Source organism: Roseburia sp. AF20-18LB, from assembly GCF_003461185.1.
Lineage (GTDB): Bacteria > Bacillota > Clostridia > Lachnospirales > Lachnospiraceae > Roseburia_C > Roseburia_C amylophila.
Genome location: NZ_QTWP01000001.1, coordinates 532,351 through 550,809 on the forward strand (window position 1 = coordinate 532,351; position 18,459 = coordinate 550,809).

The window sequence follows — 18,459 nt, forward strand, 5'->3', positions numbered from 1 at the left end:
ATCTATAAAAAAAGGACTCAAAGTAAAATCACCTTGAATCCTTCTCTTACCATCTTTATACAAAATCTATTCCATTAATTAATGGATATGCCGGAACCTACCGGTCCAATTTCTCCACATCCACTACACTGTGCATAAGGAGCCACGTCCTGTACCCATACCTGTTGTGTTTCTGCATCATGATGTTGTGTTCCAACTTGAACTTTTACAACTTCTGTATGATGTCCACCGTTTTCACCTGCCAAAGCATGTTCTTTTGCATGCTCTACTGCATTATCTGTCACATCTGCTCCACACTGATTGCAAATATCCCTAACCTGTGTTTCATATATCGGCTCGTCCCAGGCTTCCTTAACAACCTGCGTCTCATAATGACCGCTTCCCTCATGCAGCACCCAGGTATGAACATGTGCCGGAGTTGCATTATTGTTAGAAGCATTGGTGTTGCTATTGCTGCTTCCAGTTGTTCCACTGGCATTACTGGTCGTTGTTCCGGCTGATGCAGTACTGCCTGCACTTGCCTTATTGCCGGAATTGCTGTTGCTCTTATTTGATTTGCTTGTATTATTGTCAGATGGCTGTGCTGCAGTATTCTCTGCACTGGAAGTATTGCTCTCCAGTTTTCCAGTGGTCTCCTGCTCTGCAACTGCCTCTGTTTCCGGCTCTTCTGTCTCTGTAGCTGCTTCCAATTCTTCCGTTGCCGGCTCTTCTGTCTCTACTACCTCTTCGGTAGCTTCTGTATTTATAACAGATTCCTTATCAGCGGTAGTATCTTTTTTCCCGCCGCAGGCTGCCATACTTACTGTTACCATCAACATTGTTACAATCATCGCTAATCTTTTCTTCATAATGATTCCTCCCATCAGCTTTTCTTTTTTTGTCAATTATAATATAACAAACACTACAGCTTAACCATATTATCGATTGCCTCTTCCACCGCAGCATTTAAACTTTTTCCATGCTCCATAGCATAGATTGCAATAGTTCTATGCAATTCCGGACTAATTCTTACATTAAAAGTCCCCTTATAAGGTTGCTCTGGTTCAATATTTCTCTCCTTACAATCCTCAAGATATTCATCCACTTCATTATGAAAATCCTGCTCTAATTCCTTTACGGATGCCCCTTCATAGGAAATCAGCGATTTAATACCGATTACTTTACCAAATAAGCAATTATCTTCTTTCGAAAACTCTACTGTACCATTATAATTTTTGTATGATAGTAAGTCACTCATAATACGCCATCCTTTCTTAGTTTTTCAATCACCTGGTCTAAAATATAGCGTTTTAATGTCCCATTAGGATGAGGTCTATGAAAATTTATCACTTCATTAGAACCATCCTTTATAAATTTTACCCCTGAACCAGTGCCTCCCTGTTTTAATTCATATCCCAAATAGGAAAGTAATGATACCATTTCATCAAAGGTAAAGTCTTTTGGTTTCTGCAAAAGTTTCTCTAATAATTTGTCCTTTTTGCTCATAAATTACTTCTCCTTTTATATTATACTCCCTACCCATGGCAGATGCAACTAAAATCAGTTGCACTCACATATATGCCTTTTATACCTTGCCATTAAAAACATTCTGTTCTGACATCATCCCAGCAAAACTCTGGATGCATTATTTTCTGATGTTCATCTATTTCACATATTCTTGAATAGATTTTATTCCCATACAGTTCTTTTATCTCTAATATCTCTTCCGACATTTCATATTGACCTACCTTAAATTGTGTACCATACAATTTCTGACAACAGTCTACCGCTATATTCAAATTTTGAAAACGCGAGGTTTCACGTACCTCGGCTATAAGTGTATTAATATTCTTTTCTAATGGATATTTGTTTTGCGTATCCGAAAGATATGCTGTTTCATTATTATATATCGGGCAATATAAATAACATTCATCCTCTTTCCGAATTAACGAAATATCGAAAAAATTTCGGTCCACATTTAATGTATAAGTATTTAATTCCAATAAAAAAGTTAAATACTTTCCAAAATCATTCAATCTTGTAATACTTTTTACATCATCCACAAATTTTTCTATTCTATTTTGCAAAGGCAATGCTTCCAATCTTTCTTCTACAAACTTTTTGTACTTCATCTCATATAAATTTTCTGTAGTAACCAATTGCTGTCCTAATTGCAAAAAATCAATGGATACACAACCATTAAAAGTATCTCCATTATAATTAATAATTTCTAACTGATATGACACATAATCCTTAATATTTGAATGTTTCAATATTTTTGATACTGCATATTCCACTGCACCCTCATACCCTAAGGAATCTGCTTTATACCATTTACCACCCATGCCAAACTCTAATCGTTTTCCTTTTAACGAATATCCAGTACCTGTGGATCCTACCATATTATTAAACACATACATAATTTTTACCTTTACTTCTCTTTTCCACCACGGAAAGCCAGCACAAGCAACACCACTATCAGCACGCTCTCCACCACGGTGCATATGACGCTTCCCGTCATGGATGCATCCATGAAATGAAACAGCTTTGTCTCGCTTCGAAGTACCGATACCAGATTCGTTACCATATGGGCTGCCATGGCTGCGCCAAGCCCTTCCTGTTCCATGATGACTGCCAGCAAGAGGCCTACCGCTGTGGCATATAGGAACTGCACCAGATTAAAATGCATGGCTCCAAATATTACTGCCGATAATACAATTGCCGTCTTCACTCCCAAAAACGCTTTCAAACGCTGGTAAACGATGCCACGGTAAAGAAGTTCCTCTAAGAACGGAATTATGATACAGGTTCCAAGGATTTCTAATGCCAGAGTACTGCCGTAAAAAGCAGCACTTACTTCCTGATAGCTCTGCGATGTTTCTTTTAAGCCGGTATATCCGATAAGATTATTTAACACTACGCCAAATAAGCCTGCGGCTGCTGCAAATAAAATGGTTCGTAGCAGATTTGCCATTTTCCCGCCATCCTCTTTCCGATAGAAAGCATAGATAAAGGGAAATGCTATCACCGTTGCAATAATCTGATAAATCATATAATTTTCATTGGTCATTGCATGGATGATATTTAACACAAACATCACAACGTTGGTTACTACAAAATAAATACCAATGGGATAAATCACTTCCCAGATGCGAAGTAACTTATAATCTTTCAATATATTCTGCCGCCTCCTCGATACTGTCACAGATTGCTTTTGCACCAGCCTCCTGCAACTCTTCTTTCGTTCCGAATCCATAAGTGATACCGATGCAGTCCATATGTGCTTCTTTGGCTCCTGACACATCAAATCTGGTATCTCCAATCAATACTGCTTCGGTGGTATCATAAATATGCATCCGCTTTATCGTTTCCTGCAGCACCTCATATTTGCTGTCTATTCTGCCATCCATTGTGGCTCCCACCACTTCATCAAAATAGGAGAGGATATGAAAATGCTCCAAAATACGCCGGCAGGATTCTTCCGGCTTGCTGGATGCCAGTCCGATACGATAGCCTTTTCGCTTGAGAGATTTCAAAGCATCCTCAACGCCATCAAAAAGGCTGCATTCAAAGATACCGGTTGGATGATAGCGTTCCCGGTACTTGGCTACTGCCGCTACTGCGGTCTCTTCATCCATGCCATAATGTTCCATAAAAGTATTTTTAAGTGGCGGTCCGATAAAGAATTCAAGCTTATCTGCATCCGGTTCGTCAATACCATATGCCTTTAGGGCATACTGGGCACACTTTGTTATTCCTTCCTTGGAATTGGTAATGGTTCCATCCAAATCAAATAAAACAATGTCTTTTCTGCCCTTCAGTTCCTGTTTCATCTGAAGCACCGTCTTTTTTAACACTGGATGCCAGAGATATGGTGCGATTTCACACAGCGGTTCTAACACAAACAGGCGGTTTGCCATATCAATATGCGGAATCGTAAGTTCCGGGGTAGATATCACTTCATCATCATAAAATAAAATATCAAGGTCTATCGTTCTTGAGCCCCAGCGCATCTTACGCTCCCGGTTGCCATGAGCTTCTATGGCATGAAGCTTCTCCAATAATTCTTCCGGTGTATACAGGGTTCGAAGTTCCAGACATCCATTAAAAAATGCGCCTTCTGCCACACCGCCATAAGGTTCTGTCTCGAGGATATCAGATACCTTTCCTACCTTGCAGTCTTCTAAGTTCCGCAGTTCTTCAATGGCATCTTCAATATATTTTCTCCGGTCGCCCATATTGGAACCAAAGGCAAGATATACCTTATGCCAGCCCCGTTCTATTTCCACTGCCACATCTGATAAAGGCAGTCCCACCGGTGCCCATGGTTTATGTATGGAAAATTTTAATTTCTGAATCAATGGAAAATGCAATAACACTGCCCGTGCTGTCTGCTCTGCTGCAGCTTCAATCAGCTTATAGGTATGTGTCGTCAGAAATTCTGTTACAAAATGGCTGACTTCTCCATAATTTACCGATTCTGTCAAATCATCCGAATATCCTGCTTTTCTGGTTGGTAAATAAAGTTCCATATTGATTAGAAACTTCTGTCCAAGCTTTGTCTCCTCCGGAAACACTCCATGATTTGCAAATAGCTCGAGATTTTCTATGATAATTTTATCCATGTAATCCTCCATCCCTGATTGCTTCTGCCATCTTAATTGCCTCTGCATTGGCACGCACATTGTGTACGCGGACAAATCCGCAATGTGCCCATACGGCATAAGCACTGGTTACTGCTGTGGCTGTATCACGTTCCTTTGCCGGAACATCCAGTGTCAGACCGATTACTGACTTCCGGGATGTGCCAAGCAGCACCGGATAGCCCAGTTCATTCAGTTCTCCCACGCATCGGATGGCTTCTAAATTATTCTCATAAGTCTTGCCAAATCCTACACCCGGGTCTGTCATGATGCCATCTTCACGAATCCCCGCTTCCTTTGCAAGACGTAATGTTTCCCGCAAATCATTTTTCATATCTTCCATAAAGTTCTTATAATCTGCTTCCTTGCGGTTGTGCATCAGACAGCATGCGGCATCATATTTTGCAATCACGCCAGCCATTTTATCATCTGCTTTCAATCCCCAGATGTCATTTAAAAGATGTGCTCCTGCCGCAAGGTTAGCCTCTGCCACCTTACTTTTATAGGTATCTACGGAAACCGGCACATCAAAACGGCTTACAATTGCTTCTACCACCGGAACAGTACGCTCAATTTCTTCTTCATCAGAAATCTTTGTATAACCCGGTCTTGTGGATTCTCCACCCACATCGATGACATCTGCCCCCTGTGCCATCATTTCTTCTACATGCTTTAATGCAAGGTCTAACTGGTTATAACTTCCTCCATCCGAAAAAGAATCCGGTGTTACATTTAAGATTCCCATTACATAAGTATGATTTACTGTGTCAAATGTCCGATTGCCTATTCTCATTTTTCTTCTCCTTTTATGCTGTCTGTAGAACCTGCTACCAACAGCTTCTTGCGGATGCCTGGCAGCTTAAAACCAGGTCTCCGGTTTATTTTTCTCTTCTTCACTCCACTTGCAGCTGTCTGCTGCTTCACAGGCAAAGCACATACGGGATGCCTTATCCGCCCATTTCATAAGCTGTGTAAATGCTGTCTGCCATAATTTCTCCCCGTGCAGCTCACTGCAGGTCTCCCTGCGGTGAGCCAGAATTGCCTGGCAGATGATAGCTCCTTTTTCCTTCGGATAGCCTATAGTCGCAAAAATCTCTCCTGCAAATTCGGCAGATGCCACTGCATGAGAGATTCCCTGTTCATATTCTTTCATACGACCGATATCATGAAGCAGGGCATAAAGATATATCATCTCTTCGTCCAAACCAAGCTGCTCCTTTAAATTGCGAATCTGTGCCAGACGTGCCACATCCATAAAATGTTCCATATTATGTCTGCAATAGATTCTGTCCGCTTCCAGACGGGCAATTTTCTTTACGTTTTCCTGGTATTGCTCCTGATGCAAAAGTCTTACTACATATTCCATTTCATCACCATATCTAACGTACCATCTGGAAAAATTTATTTACCAGACGCTCATCCTCATTAAAGATACCACGGGTCACATAAGTAACCGTCCTGCTGCCCGGCTTCTTAATACCACGCATCGTCATACACATATGCTCTGCTTCCATCATGACCATGACACCCTTCGGCTTTAACTGCTCCATCAGTGCATCTGCCACCTGTGCCGTAAGCTGCTCCTGAATCTGAAGCCGTCTTGCATAGATTTCCACGGTTCTTGCCAGCTTGCTGATGCCGACTACTTCTCCATTTGGAATATAAGCAACGTGGGCTTTCCCATAAAATGGAAGCATATGATGCTCACAGGTAGAATAAAAAGTAATATCCTTTTCTACTACCATCTCATTATTGCTGGCATGAAATCTTTTCTTTAAAGGCTCTGCGGCATCCATGTCCATTCCGCCAAAGATTTCTTCATACATCCGTGCAATACGATCCGGAGTCTCAAGTAATCCCTCCCGGTTCACATCTTCGCCAATGCCTTCTAATATCAGTCGTACACCTGCTTCCACTTTCTCTTTATCTATCATTCTTCTGTCCTTCCCGATACTGTATGACAGCCTGCTTTGCCTCTGCAAGATATGACAGGGAGCCAAATATCAGCACCACATCTTCTCCCGAGCTCTCAGCAATTGCATGTCTTACCGCATCTTCAATCAAAGGTTCTGTTATTACTGTTTGATAGCCTGCTGCCTTCGCTTCCTCCGCCAGCTTCTCTGCCGGAAGTGCCCTGCCATTATGCGGCGTTACCGCATATACAGTTTCCGAATAAGGACGCATTATCTTTAAAATCTTCTCATGTGCCTTATCAGCAAGCACCCCTATTATATAGGTTATCTTACGATTTGTAAAACAGTTTTCCAGCGTTTTTGCAAGTTGCAGTGCTGCGCCCTCATTATGGGCACCATCCAGAATGCATAATGGTTCCTCTAAAACACGTTCAAAACGTCCATTCCAGCAGACCTTCTGAAAGCCATTTTGTATCACAGATAAGGTAAGCTGCGGAAATGTTTTCTCTTTCAATACTTCTATTACTTTAAGCGCACAGGCTGCATTGGCTGCCTGATAGGCTCCGGTCAGCGGAAGCTTTATCTTCCACTGTGAATTGTCTTCTCTTACATAATCAAACTGCATTCCATTCATATCATACAAAAGATTTCTTATGGCATCCTTCCTCGGCTGGTACAGCTGTGCTTTAAGCCGCTCTGCCTCCTTGACAAGAACCTCTTTCACAGCATCTTCCTGCCAGGCAGATACCACCGGGCAGTTCTCTTTTATGATTCCAGCCTTTGCAGATGCAATCTCTGATAACGTATTTCCCAGGAACTGCATATGATCCATGCTGATAGAAGTAATGACACTGCAAATGGGATGGGTAATCAGATTGGTTGCATCCTCTCTTCCCCCCATGCCGGTTTCCAATAACACCACATCACAGGCTTCTTCTTTAAAATATAAAAACGCTGCTGCAGTCTCCACCTCAAAGGAGGTCGGATGCGGAAGTCCTTTTTCTGTCAGTGTAAGACAGGCTGTCTTTACTTTTTCCATCAAGGCAGCGTATGCTTCTTCGGAAACTGCTTTTCCGTTTATCTGCCAGATTTCCCGATAGGAAAAGACTGCCGGGGAACTATATCTGCCTACCTTTAAGCCGGCTTCTTCCAATACTGCCTGAAGCATTGCTCCAACGGAACCTTTTCCGTTAGTTCCTGCAATGTGAATAATAGATAAGTCTTCCTGCACATTGCCCAATTCTTTCATCAGTGCCCGGATACTGTCCAGTCCTAGTATACTGCCATATTTTTTTGTTTCTTCTACAAATGCAAGTGCCTGCTGATATGTCAATTTATTTCTTTACTCCTTTGGTTGCACGGTTTCCAATATGAAGCCGGTTCAATGCAATTTCTTTATCTTTTACCATGACCACTGGCGGTTCTTCCTCACCCAGTGCATAGATGTTGGTCAGTTCATCCCCTGCTGCAAGCTTCATTCCGCAGACTCCGATTGCCCCCTTCTTCTTCTCAGGAATCGTATCTGCTGCGATCCTAAGGAACATGTCCTTTGCCGACTGCATAACAATAGTCATATTTTCTTCTACCGGTGCTACGAATATAACTGCATCATCATCTGTAAGCTTCGTGGCTGCTGTGGTACGTTTTGCTACGTCAAATTCTTTTCCATCCACCTGTTTTAACATGGCTGTCTTCGTTCCAAATAAAAGCTTCTGCGTACACAGTGCTGCCAGATCCGTGATATAAATCAACTGCTCTTTAGAGCTGTCATAATTACTTACATTATCAATCGGCTGTCCCTTGTCACGGAATTTTCCAAACGGCAAATCGACTACCTTCAGCAGATGCATCTGTCCGGTATTGGTAAAGATGCAGATTTTTCCGGTATTCATACAATGAAGTACATAACGGTTCTCGCTGTCTGCTGCTTCTTTATTACGCTCATAAGCCGCTACATCAATGGTTTTCGCATAGCCAAAACGATCCATCAAGAAGACCACTTCCATCTCTTCCATCTTCTTTTCTTCATAAACAGCAGCTTCCACATTGTCGATATGGGTACGGCGTTCTCTGGAATAGTTTTTCTTAAGACCATCCAATTCCTTCATAATTACCTTCGCCATTGTACTGCGGTTGGTAAGAATATCTTCGTATTCTGCGATATTCTTTAATGTGGTATTATGCTCATCCATCAATGCTTCCACTTCCAGACCAATCAGCTTATAGAGGCGCATCTCTAAAATTGCTGTTGCCTGACGTTCTGTAAAGTTTAACTTCGAAGCTTTCTTTTCGGATTCTTTCGTTTTGAATTTAATATTCTCTGTCACACCATTCATCAGGCAGTTTTTCGCATCCTTGATATTACGGCTTCCTCTTAAGATTTCAATAATTAAATCAATGACATCGCAGGCACGGATTAAACCTTCCTGAATCTCTTTCTTATCCAGTTCCTTTGCCAGTAATGTCTTATATTTTCTGGTAGCAAGCTCATACTGGAACTTTACATGGTGACGGATAATCGGAACCAGTCCCAGAGTCTCCGGTCTTCCGTCTGCTACTGCCAACATATTGACACCAAAAGTATCTTCTAATTTTGTCTTCTTATAAAGGAGATTGCAAAGATTCTGTGCATCTGCTCCTTTTCGAAGTTCGATAACAATGCGGATTCCCTCTTTGGATGACTGGTTGGAAATATCTACAATATCATTCGTCTTCTTAGTCTCCACCAGACTGTAGACATCATTTAAGAATTTTCCAATATTGGCTCCAATCATGGTGTATGGAATTTCCGTAATAATCAGGCGCTCTTTTCCGCCTTTTACTGCTTCAATCTCTACTTTTCCACGAACCTTAATCTTACCGATTCCAGTCTCATAAATGGAAAGCAGTTCATCCTGGTTGGTCACAATTCCACCGGTCGGGAAATCCGGTCCCTTGATGTATTTCATCATTTCTTCCGTTGTAATATCCGGATTCTTCATATATGCTTTGACACCATCAATGACTTCGCCAAAATTATGTGGTGGAATGCTGGTTGCCATACCAACGGCAATACCCTCTGCTCCGTTTACCAAAAGGTTCGGCACCTTTACTGGAAGTACTTCCGGCTCTTTTTCTGTTTCGTCAAAGTTTGGCTCAAAATCTACTACATCTTTATCCAGATCCGCAAGGTATGCTTCCTGGGTAATCTTCTGCAGGCGAGCCTCGGTATATCGCATCGCCGCCGCTCCATCTCCCTCGATGGAACCAAAGTTACCATGGCCATCTACCAGTGGCAGGCCTTTCTTAAATTCCTGGGCCATTACCACCAGTGCATCATAAATGGAGCTGTCACCGTGCGGATGATATTTACCCATGGTATCTCCCACGATACGGGCACATTTACGGTAAGGTTTATCATAACGGATGCCAAGTTCGTGCATATCATAGAGTGTTCTTCGCTGTACCGGCTTCAAGCCATCTCTGACATCCGGCAGTGCTCTTGCGATAATAACACTCATGGCATAATCGATATAAGATTTCTGCATTACTTCCGAATACTCGGTGCGGATAATCTGCTCTTTCGTTTCCATAATCTATCCAATTCCTTCCTGATTTTCTGCTTCTATCATTTCCCATACATCCATAAAAATATGCTGTCAGCAATTCCTTACGGATTCATAGAAATTTATATGTCAAGTTCTGCGTCCTTTGCATTATCATAGATGAATTTACGACGCGGTGGTACATCCGTTCCCATCAGCATCTCTGTTACATCCGATGCCATTCTGGCATCTTCGATTTCTACCTGTTTTAACATCCTTGTTTCCGGATTTAAGGTTGTCTCCCAAAGCTGCTGTGCGTCCATTTCTCCAAGACCTTTGTAACGCTGCAGTGTAAAGGAGCCTTTGTGTGTCTTACGGTAGCGGGCAAGGGCGGCATCATCATAAAGATATTCCTCTTCTCCCTTAGTTGGCATCGCTTTATACAAAGGCGGCATCGCAATATAGACATGACCTTCGTAAATCAGTTCCGGCATAAACCGGTAAAACAAAGTCAGAAGCAGCGTTGAAATATGTGCTCCATCCACATCCGCATCTGCCATGATAATTATCTTATCATAACGAAGCTTGCTGATATCAAAGTCATTTCCATATCCTTCGGAAAATCCGCAGCCAAATGCATAAATCATGGTTTTTATCTCTGCATTAGCCAATACTTTATCAATACTTGCTTTCTCTACATTTAATATCTTTCCACGAATCGGAAGAATCGCCTGGAACATTCGGTTTCTTGCAGTCTTAGCAGAACCACCCGCAGAATCTCCCTCCACGATAAAGATTTCACATTTGGAGGCATCACGGCTTTCGCAGTTGGCCAGTTTTCCATTGGAATCAAAGGAGAATTTCTGCTTGGTTAAAAGATTGGTTTTCGCTTTCTCTTCTGTCTTACGGATTTTTGCTGCTTTTTCTGCACATCCGATAATTGCCTTTAAAGTATCCAGGTTACGGTCAAAGTACATCTGAATTTCATCATTGGTTACTTTTCCGGTGGCTCTTGCCGCATCCTGGTTATCAAGCTTGGTTTTCGTCTGCCCCTCAAATCTTGGGTCCGGATGTTTCACAGAAATAACGGCAGTCATTCCATTTCTTACGTCTGTTCCGGTAAAGTTTGCATCCTTTTCTTTTAAGATGCCAAGCTCTCTTGCATAGGAATTAATCACCTGGGTAAAGGTTGTCTTAAAACCGGTCAGATGGGTTCCGCCCTCTGCATTGTAAATATTATTACAGAAGCCCAGCACATTCTCATGGAATTCTGTTGTATACTGGAATGCCACTTCAACAGAAATGCCCTCAGATTCTCCTTTATAATAAATGACATCATGGAGACATTCATTATTCTGATTCATCTCTTTTACAAATCCAATGATTCCATCCGGCTCATGATATTCAATATGTTCTACTTCTTCCCCACGTCTATCTTCATAAATAATAGTTAAAGCAGGATTTAAATATGCAGTCTCATGGAGACGGCTCTTTACTTCATCCTCTTTAAATCTTGTCTTTTCAAAGATTTCCGGATCCGGCAGGAAATTAATCTTTGTTCCGGTCTTTTTCGTCTTTCCAATTGTCGGCAGCAGTCCGTTTACCAGCTCTACCGTTGGCACGCCACGCTCATAGCGGTCATGATGCACATAACCATCTCTGCTTATTTCTACATCCATATAAGTAGAAAGTGCATTTACAACGGAGGAACCTACTCCATGAAGACCACCGCTGGTCTTATATGCTGCATTATCAAACTTTCCGCCGGCATGCAGAGTAGAAAATACCACACGGGCTGCCGATACGCCCTTCTTATGCATTCCCACCGGAATTCCCCGTCCGTTATCTTCTACGGTACAGGAGCCATCTGCCTCTAATGTAACACGGATGGTATCACATACACCAGCAAGATGCTCATCTACCGAGTTATCCACGATTTCATATATTAAATGGTTCAATCCTTTTCTTGAGACGCTTCCAATATACATTCCCGGTCTCTTCCGGACAGCTTCCAGTCCTTCCAGTACGGAAATACTGCTTGCATCATATGTTTCCTGTTTCGCCATTGTTCCATTCCTTTCTTTCTAAAAACTGCTTCAAAAGAAGCCCTGCGGCTAGTATAACACATGGAGATTTTTTTGGCAAACATGTGTTTTCTATTTTGTTTGATCAGGAAGGAAATGGGCTTCTCATATATTTTATTTGGCAAATTGGTCAAAAGCATATCTATTTGTTCCACTGTATGCAAATAAGATGTTCTAAATGTACCTGATTAAATATAGAAATATCACGCAACCGTCCTAAACGAGCCATCCGGGCTCTTTAGGACTCATTCTGACATCCATGTCAGAATGTTGCTGTATCATGGCAGGTACATTAAGAACTTCTAATTTGCTTCCAAAGTCACAAATAGATATGTTTTTGTACAATTTTGCCATATCCAAAATTTGATTTCTCCATTTGGCACCTGATCTTTCAAAAAAACAACTACCGGGCGAACCGGTAGTTGTCTGAAATCTCTTTTATAAAATTGTCCTGTCTTATTTAATTGAACAGATTCTTAAAGAAATCTGCAATAGAGGAAAACAGGTTGGAGAAAAAGCTGCCTATCTTATCAAAGATGCCGTCTGCACCAAGGTTTTCAATCTTGTCATAAATGGATTTCGCCTGATTTACAAGGCTGTCTACATCAAGATCCAGATTGCCAATCTTCTTTAACAGGTCTAATAACTGCTCTTTCTGCTCTTCTGTCAGTGCAACATCAAATTTATCTGCTGCTTCATCAATGGCATCACGGATACTTGCATCATCCGTAAGATTGTTTTCTGCCATCTGCTGTTTTAAGTATGCAACCAGTCCTTCTACGGATTCTGCATCTGCACCAGTGCTGCTCTCTAACTGTCCGGTTAAAACCAGCTCATTTAATGCAGTATCTACATTTTCCTGTGGAAGTTCTTTTCCGGTAATCTCCTGGTATGCCTTAAACACACCTACCAGAGCTGCTGTTCCGGAAATATTCTGTGGTCCTGCAACAATTATGTCCGCATCTTCAATTCCGGCTGTTACCAGTGCATTCTTATACATACCAACTGTACAGTATGAAATATTCTTGGTGGAAATATTGATTCCATTTCCTTTATCTTTCTTTACGATTACTACAGAAGACCAGGATTTACTTCCAATCTGTGAAGATGGAATATATGCATCCAGATACTGGTGTTCTTCGGAATTGTTTACTGTAACTACATCATAATTATCAAGCTGTGCAGGATCAATGCCCATCAGACTTAATACTGTATTCTTCTGCTCCTCAGACAGATCAGCACCCAGTGCCAGATATGGTTTATCGCTTTCTTTGATCACGACATTGTCATCTGCCTTATCTTCTGCCGCTGCCGGATTATCTGCAGCTGCTCCACTTTCCGGAGTGCCGGCTGCTGCTCCATTATCTGTATTGGCTGCTGCATCGGAACCGTTGTTCTCTCCGCCTGCTGCAGTACCATTTTCCGATGATGTCTCTGTAGACAGTGTTCCTGTCACTTCTGCTGCGGATGCCTGAAATGGCACTCCAAGAAACAGCATACATGCCAATCCCATTCCCATTATTTTTTTGATATGTTTTTTCATTTTTTCCTCCTTTTTCAGGCAAGGTGAACATTCATCCATGCCAGAATATCATGATATACAACATCACGGTCTGTCTCATTTAAGATTTCGTGACGGTCGTTGTCATATAATTTCCAGGTAATATCCTCTTTGCCGGCTGCATCAAATTTATTATATACCTTCTTTACGCCGCTGCCGCAGCCGCCCACCGGATCCATTGCTCCCGATACAAAGAATAACGGAAGACTCTTTGGAACTGCTTCAATATTTTCCTGCTGGTTGTCAAAAAGAACTGCCTCAAACAGTCCCATATAAGCATTTACCGTAAATACAAACGTGCATTTCGGGTCTGCATAATAGGTTTTTACTATTTCTTCATCCTTGGTCAGCCAGCTATTGGAAGCATCTTTTCCTGTCAGGTCAAACTGATGATAGTATTTATCATAAGATAATTTCTGCAATAATTTACTTCTGTGGTGCCAGCCCAGAAAAGCTGCCTGCAGCTTTGCAATAAACATGGCAAGCTTTGTGGTATTGTCCGGAATACAGCCGGTTCCCATAATTATAGCACCGGTAAGCCCCTCTCCATGTATCGCCAGATATTTCCGAAGCATATAAGAACCCATGCTGTGTCCTAACATAAAATAAGGCACACCCGGATGCTCTTTCCGTGTTATCTCCCTGAGTGTATGCATATCAGCAACCACCGTATCGCTGGGATGCTCTGCAAAAAATCCCCATTCATCCTTAGATACAACGGATTCGCCGTGTCCGATATGATCATGACCTACCACCAGAAAACCATTGTCATTTAAAAATTCTGCAAAAGCCCGGTAGCGCTCAATATATTCCACCATACCATGTGTTATCTGTAAAACTGCACGATACTTTCCATCTTCCGGAGTCCATCGTACTGCATGAACTGTGGTTCGTCCATCTGCGGAAGGGAAAGAAAATACTTCCTCTTTCGTCATATAATATACCCCCTGTATGTTATAAATCCCTTATATTTTACAATGATTCTGCACTTTTTACAACCGATGCGTCCTGCAAAAACCATAATACTCTATTAAATTTTTCTTAAATCCCTAAAGTTTTACCTAAAACGCCGTATTATTGCCTGTACACTTTCTCTTCCACTGTAAGTGTCCACTGCCGGCTCATAAACGGCTGCAAACTGTATGCTGTTTTCTTTTCCATGCATAGCTGCATCCACTTCTTCACTGCCAAACTTTTCACTGAGAAATGTAAGAAATTTTTCCACTTCTCCAAAATAGACTCCTGCCACCGGATTCCCCTTTGAATCCAGCAAATGAAGCTTTAACACATTCCGGTTTACGCCCACTATACCGGCTCTTGTAACCTTAATATTACGGTCTGCAAATACCGGTCTGGTATTGGACTTTCCGCAAGGCTCCAGCACACTTAACTGCCGGATGGTATCTACCGTAAAATAGGACATCGGAAGCACCGCATCCAGCCTTACCACCTCTGCCATATCTTCTTCAGAAAGTTCTGCCTTCTGATTAAGCTGTTCCCGCAATTTATCAATATCTTCTTCCCGCATGGAAAGTCCTGCTGCCATAGGATGTCCGCCGTATTTTGTAAACAGCTCCGCCACTTCCGTCATTTTATCAAACATGGAATAGGCTTCGATGGAACGACCGGAGCCTTTGACTCCTTCTTCTCCTCTGGTCAGTACAAATACCGGTCTCTGATAGGCTTCCCGGATTCTTCCGGCAATGATTCCTGCAAGACTCTCATGGCATTCCGGCAGGTAAACCACTAATACTTTATCTTTTTCCCGGCCTTCCTTTTCAATCTGTTCCAATGCCTTCTGTGTCTCCTGCTGTGTCATATATTTCCGGCTTTCGTTAAGCTCCACCAATTCGCCTGCCAGTGCAGAAGCCTTTACTTCATCCCGCTCAAGCAGCAGCTCCAGGGAACGTTTTGCCGTATCCAGTCTGCCGCTGGCATTGATACATGGTCCCAATACAAAGCCGATATGATATGCACTCAACGGCTTGTCAGAAAGCTTGTTTTTTGCAATCAACGCTTTCATTCCGGGATTCTTCGTATGCTCTAACGCTTTTAACCCAAGCTTCACCAAAATACGGTTCTCTCCGGTTAAGTCCATGACATCCCCCACCGTTGCAAAGCCTGCATTTTCAATAAAAATATCTGCTTCTACCACCGGAATATCCATTCTCTCATAAAGCACCTGCACCAGCTTCCACGCCACTACTGCTCCGCAGATTCCTTTGCAGGGATACGGACAATCCGCCTGCTTGGGATTTACAATGGCATCCGCATTGCTCCGTAGAAATTCCTTTCCCTGTTCTGTATTACGATAAGGAATCTCATGGTGGTCTGTTACCACAACGGTCATTCCTTTTTCCTTTGCAAAATTAATCTCGTTGATTGCAGCAATTCCATTGTCACAGGTAATCAAAAGTTCTTTTCCATCGGACAATGCCTGCTCGATTAAATGCTCATTGATTCCATAACCATCTTTCATCCGGTCCGGGATTGCAGCATCCACATTGCCGCCGCACCGGCGGATTCCCTCTAACAAAATATAGGTTGCATTGACACCATCAATATCATAATCACCAATGATACGCATGGCCTTTTTCCCTGCAATGCCCTCTGCAATAATTTCTGCAGCTTTATCCGCATCCTTTAATAAATGTGGATTATGTAATGCCTCTTTTCCACCATACAAATATTCTGTAATTTCTTTTTCGTCTATTATATCCCGGTTTCTTATAATCCGGGCAATCAGTGGGTCAATTCCATATTTCTTTGCCATTTCCATGAAATTGCCGCCTTTTCTGATTTCAATCCATTTCTCCATGAAGCTTTCTCTGCCTTATCTATTCATATTCCACATTTATGAGCACCAGTCCCTTTGCTGCTGCCATTGGTCCTGCCAGACTGCGGTTTTTGCCCTCTAATATTTCTTTCATCTCACGAACTTCCCGCTTTCCCGTTCCAACTTCTAACAGTGTTCCGGTAAGGATTCGCACCATGTTCTGTAAAAATCCATTTCCGGTAAAAAAAATGTCAAGTTCATCCTTTTTCTCTTCTATCCGAATCTCATAAATCGTCCGTACTGCCGATTTTTTGAAATGACGGTTGCCGCAAAAAGAAGTAAAATCGTGGGTTCCAAGCAGCACTTCCGCCGCTGCCTTCATTTTGTTAATATTCAGGTTTTCTGCCACCGGTGTTACATATTTTCTCCGGAATACATCCGGCTTCTCCCCTAAGAAAATGCGGTAGCAATAAGTCTTTTTTACTGCGTTTAATCTGCTGTGAAACCGAAGCGGTACTTCGGATACCTCTAATACCCCAATATCCTCCGGCAGATACTGGTTACAGTACCGCTTTATCTCTTCCGGTTCATATGCGCTCTGAAGTTTAAAATTTGCCACCTGTCCCATGGCATGCACGCCCGCATCCGTTCTTCCGGAGCCATGTATCTCTATTTCTTCCCCTGTCATTTTCTCCAATACCGACTGCAGCTTTCCCTGAATGGTCTGCTCTGTATTTCCCTGCACCTGCCATCCGCTGTATCTGCTGCCATCGTATTGCAATATCATTTTATAATTTGTCATGTTATTTCTCCATTCATTCTGCAACAGTATAACACGTTTTCCCGCTTTCCGGCATATACTTTATGGAATAAATATCATGAGGTTTCCATATGTCAAACCTTTCTTATATGCAAAAAACCACGGACATGGGGCAACTGCGGATTCATGTCACCACAGAGCGTGGCTTTTTCCCTATTAAAGATGCCTCCATCCGTCTTTCCTATACGGGAAATCCTACTGAAATCATTGAAGAACTATCAACTGACATTTCCGGTCAGACTGCAGCAGTTGAACTGCCGGCTCCCCCCTTAGAATATAGCATGGAACCTTCTGAATTCCAGCCTTACTCGGAATATACCATTCAGGTAAATGCGTCCGGCTACCGTCCCATCAACATTTCCGGAATCTCCGTTCTGCCGGATAAAACTTCCATCCAAAATGTCCGGATGGAAACTGCCACCGTGGAAAATCCCCCGGAACAAAATATTGTTATTACTGCCAACACTCTCTATGGGAATTTTCCGCCGAAAATCCCAGAGGATGAAATCAAGCCGATGAATGAAAGCGGCGAAATTGTCTTAAGCCGTGTTGTCATCCCGGAATATGTCATTGTCCATGACGGACCGCCAAGCGATTCTTCCGCCAACGACTACTATGTCCGCTACCGGGATTACATCAAAAATGTTGCCTCCAGCGAAATCTATGCTACCTGGCCGGATGCAGCTCTCCGTGCAAATATTTTAGCGATTATGTCCTTTACCCTGAACCGGGTGTATACGGAGTGGTACCGGAACAAAGGCTATGATTTTACCATTACTTCTTCCACCGCCTTTGACCACAAATTTGTCTACGGCAGAAACATTTTTTCCAACATTTCCAATATCGTTGATGAGATGTTTAACAGCTACCTTTCCCGCCCGAACGTCCGCCAGCCGATTCTGACCCAGTACTGTGACGGGCAGCGGGTAAGTTGCCCGAACTGGATGCCCTTTTTGTGGGTGCGTAGGGATGGAAAAATCGAATGCGAGCTTTGCAAATTTTTATGTTATAAACTAATTTTTTATTACAAAAAATGATACTAATATATAACAAAAAATAAATTTATTTTTGTTATATATTGACACATTTTTTCTATAGTGCTAATATAATTTAATATATTTGATTATTACTTTAATTTGTATATATAGATTTAGAGAAC

The 18,459-nt window shown here is 42.2% G+C and carries 17 protein-coding genes; 1 reads left to right on the forward strand and 16 read right to left on the reverse strand.

From position 1 onward, the window contains the following. Positions 1-74: 74 nt before the first annotated feature. The 16 genes from DWX65_RS02610 to truA all read right to left on the reverse strand — a co-directional run bounded on the left by DWX65_RS02610 (position 75) and on the right by truA (position 17,282). Positions 75-848 carry a hypothetical protein gene (locus DWX65_RS02610; protein WP_118172725.1) on the reverse strand — a complete coding sequence of 258 codons (774 nt, stop codon included), beginning with the start codon at positions 846-848 and terminating at the stop codon, positions 75-77. Positions 849-901: 53 nt separating this feature from the next. Beyond that, positions 902-1,237: a type II toxin-antitoxin system HicB family antitoxin gene (locus DWX65_RS02615; RefSeq protein ID WP_118172726.1), complete on the reverse strand. Its 336-nt coding sequence runs from the start codon at positions 1,235-1,237 to the stop codon at positions 902-904. After that, positions 1,234-1,485: a type II toxin-antitoxin system HicA family toxin gene (locus DWX65_RS02620; protein WP_118172727.1), complete on the reverse strand. Its 252-nt coding sequence runs from the start codon at positions 1,483-1,485 to the stop codon at positions 1,234-1,236. The genes DWX65_RS02615 and DWX65_RS02620 overlap by 4 nt, the downstream gene beginning before the upstream one ends. A gap of 92 nt (positions 1,486-1,577) precedes the next feature. Then, entirely contained in the window at positions 1,578-2,483 is a 906-nt protein-coding gene (locus DWX65_RS02625) for a hypothetical protein (protein WP_147339119.1), read from the reverse strand. Next, positions 2,411-3,154, reverse strand: a complete 744-nt coding sequence (locus DWX65_RS02630) for a CPBP family intramembrane glutamic endopeptidase (RefSeq protein WP_158564687.1) — start codon at positions 3,152-3,154, stop codon at positions 2,411-2,413. Before DWX65_RS02630 ends, DWX65_RS02625 begins: the two co-directional genes overlap by 73 nt. Then, a complete protein-coding gene (gene folK / locus DWX65_RS15550) occupies positions 3,141-4,604 on the reverse strand; it encodes a 2-amino-4-hydroxy-6-hydroxymethyldihydropteridine diphosphokinase (RefSeq protein ID WP_330414730.1) in 1,464 nt (487 codons plus the stop codon). Before folK ends, DWX65_RS02630 begins: the two co-directional genes overlap by 14 nt. Then, the gene (folP, locus tag DWX65_RS02640; RefSeq protein ID WP_118172731.1) at positions 4,597-5,415 is read right to left on the reverse strand and encodes a dihydropteroate synthase; all 819 of its coding nucleotides are present in this window, start codon (positions 5,413-5,415) and stop codon (positions 4,597-4,599) included. The genes folK and folP overlap by 8 nt, the downstream gene beginning before the upstream one ends. A gap of 66 nt (positions 5,416-5,481) precedes the next feature. Next, positions 5,482-5,988: an HD domain-containing protein gene (locus DWX65_RS02645; RefSeq protein ID WP_118172732.1), complete on the reverse strand. Its 507-nt coding sequence runs from the start codon at positions 5,986-5,988 to the stop codon at positions 5,482-5,484. Positions 5,989-6,001: 13 nt separating this feature from the next. Further along, on the reverse strand, positions 6,002-6,556 hold the full coding sequence (gene folE / locus DWX65_RS02650) for a GTP cyclohydrolase I FolE (RefSeq protein ID WP_022242494.1): 555 nt from the start codon (positions 6,554-6,556) through the stop codon (positions 6,002-6,004). Further along, positions 6,546-7,868, reverse strand: coding sequence for a bifunctional folylpolyglutamate synthase/dihydrofolate synthase (locus DWX65_RS02655; RefSeq protein ID WP_118172733.1), 1,323 nt, complete (start codon positions 7,866-7,868; stop codon positions 6,546-6,548). The genes folE and DWX65_RS02655 overlap by 11 nt, the downstream gene beginning before the upstream one ends. A 1-nt stretch (position 7,869) precedes the next feature. Then, complete coding sequence (locus DWX65_RS02660) at positions 7,870-10,107, reverse strand: DNA gyrase/topoisomerase IV subunit A (protein ID WP_118172734.1); 2,238 nt, start codon at positions 10,105-10,107, stop codon at positions 7,870-7,872. 95 nt (positions 10,108-10,202) lie between these two features. Further along, complete coding sequence (locus DWX65_RS02665; protein WP_117840847.1) at positions 10,203-12,125, reverse strand: DNA gyrase/topoisomerase IV subunit B; 1,923 nt, start codon at positions 12,123-12,125, stop codon at positions 10,203-10,205. A 478-nt stretch (positions 12,126-12,603) separates the two neighbouring features. Further along, positions 12,604-13,686 carry a DUF1002 domain-containing protein gene (locus tag DWX65_RS02670; RefSeq protein WP_117698170.1) on the reverse strand — a complete coding sequence of 361 codons (1,083 nt, stop codon included), beginning with the start codon at positions 13,684-13,686 and terminating at the stop codon, positions 12,604-12,606. A gap of 14 nt (positions 13,687-13,700) precedes the next feature. Next, complete coding sequence (locus DWX65_RS02675; protein WP_118172735.1) at positions 13,701-14,639, reverse strand: alpha/beta fold hydrolase; 939 nt, start codon at positions 14,637-14,639, stop codon at positions 13,701-13,703. Positions 14,640-14,761: 122 nt separating this feature from the next. Beyond that, positions 14,762-16,522 carry a single-stranded-DNA-specific exonuclease RecJ gene (gene recJ, locus DWX65_RS02680; RefSeq protein ID WP_118172736.1) on the reverse strand — a complete coding sequence of 587 codons (1,761 nt, stop codon included), beginning with the start codon at positions 16,520-16,522 and terminating at the stop codon, positions 14,762-14,764. A gap of 19 nt (positions 16,523-16,541) precedes the next feature. Continuing rightward, on the reverse strand, positions 16,542-17,282 hold the full coding sequence (truA, locus tag DWX65_RS02685) for a tRNA pseudouridine(38-40) synthase TruA (RefSeq protein WP_118172737.1): 741 nt from the start codon (positions 17,280-17,282) through the stop codon (positions 16,542-16,544). Positions 17,283-17,371: 89 nt separating this feature from the next. Between truA and DWX65_RS02690 the strand changes: the two genes are divergently transcribed. Then, positions 17,372-18,337 carry a SpoIID/LytB domain-containing protein gene (locus tag DWX65_RS02690; protein ID WP_118172738.1) on the forward strand — a complete coding sequence of 322 codons (966 nt, stop codon included), beginning with the start codon at positions 17,372-17,374 and terminating at the stop codon, positions 18,335-18,337. Positions 18,338-18,459 lie beyond the last annotated feature (122 nt).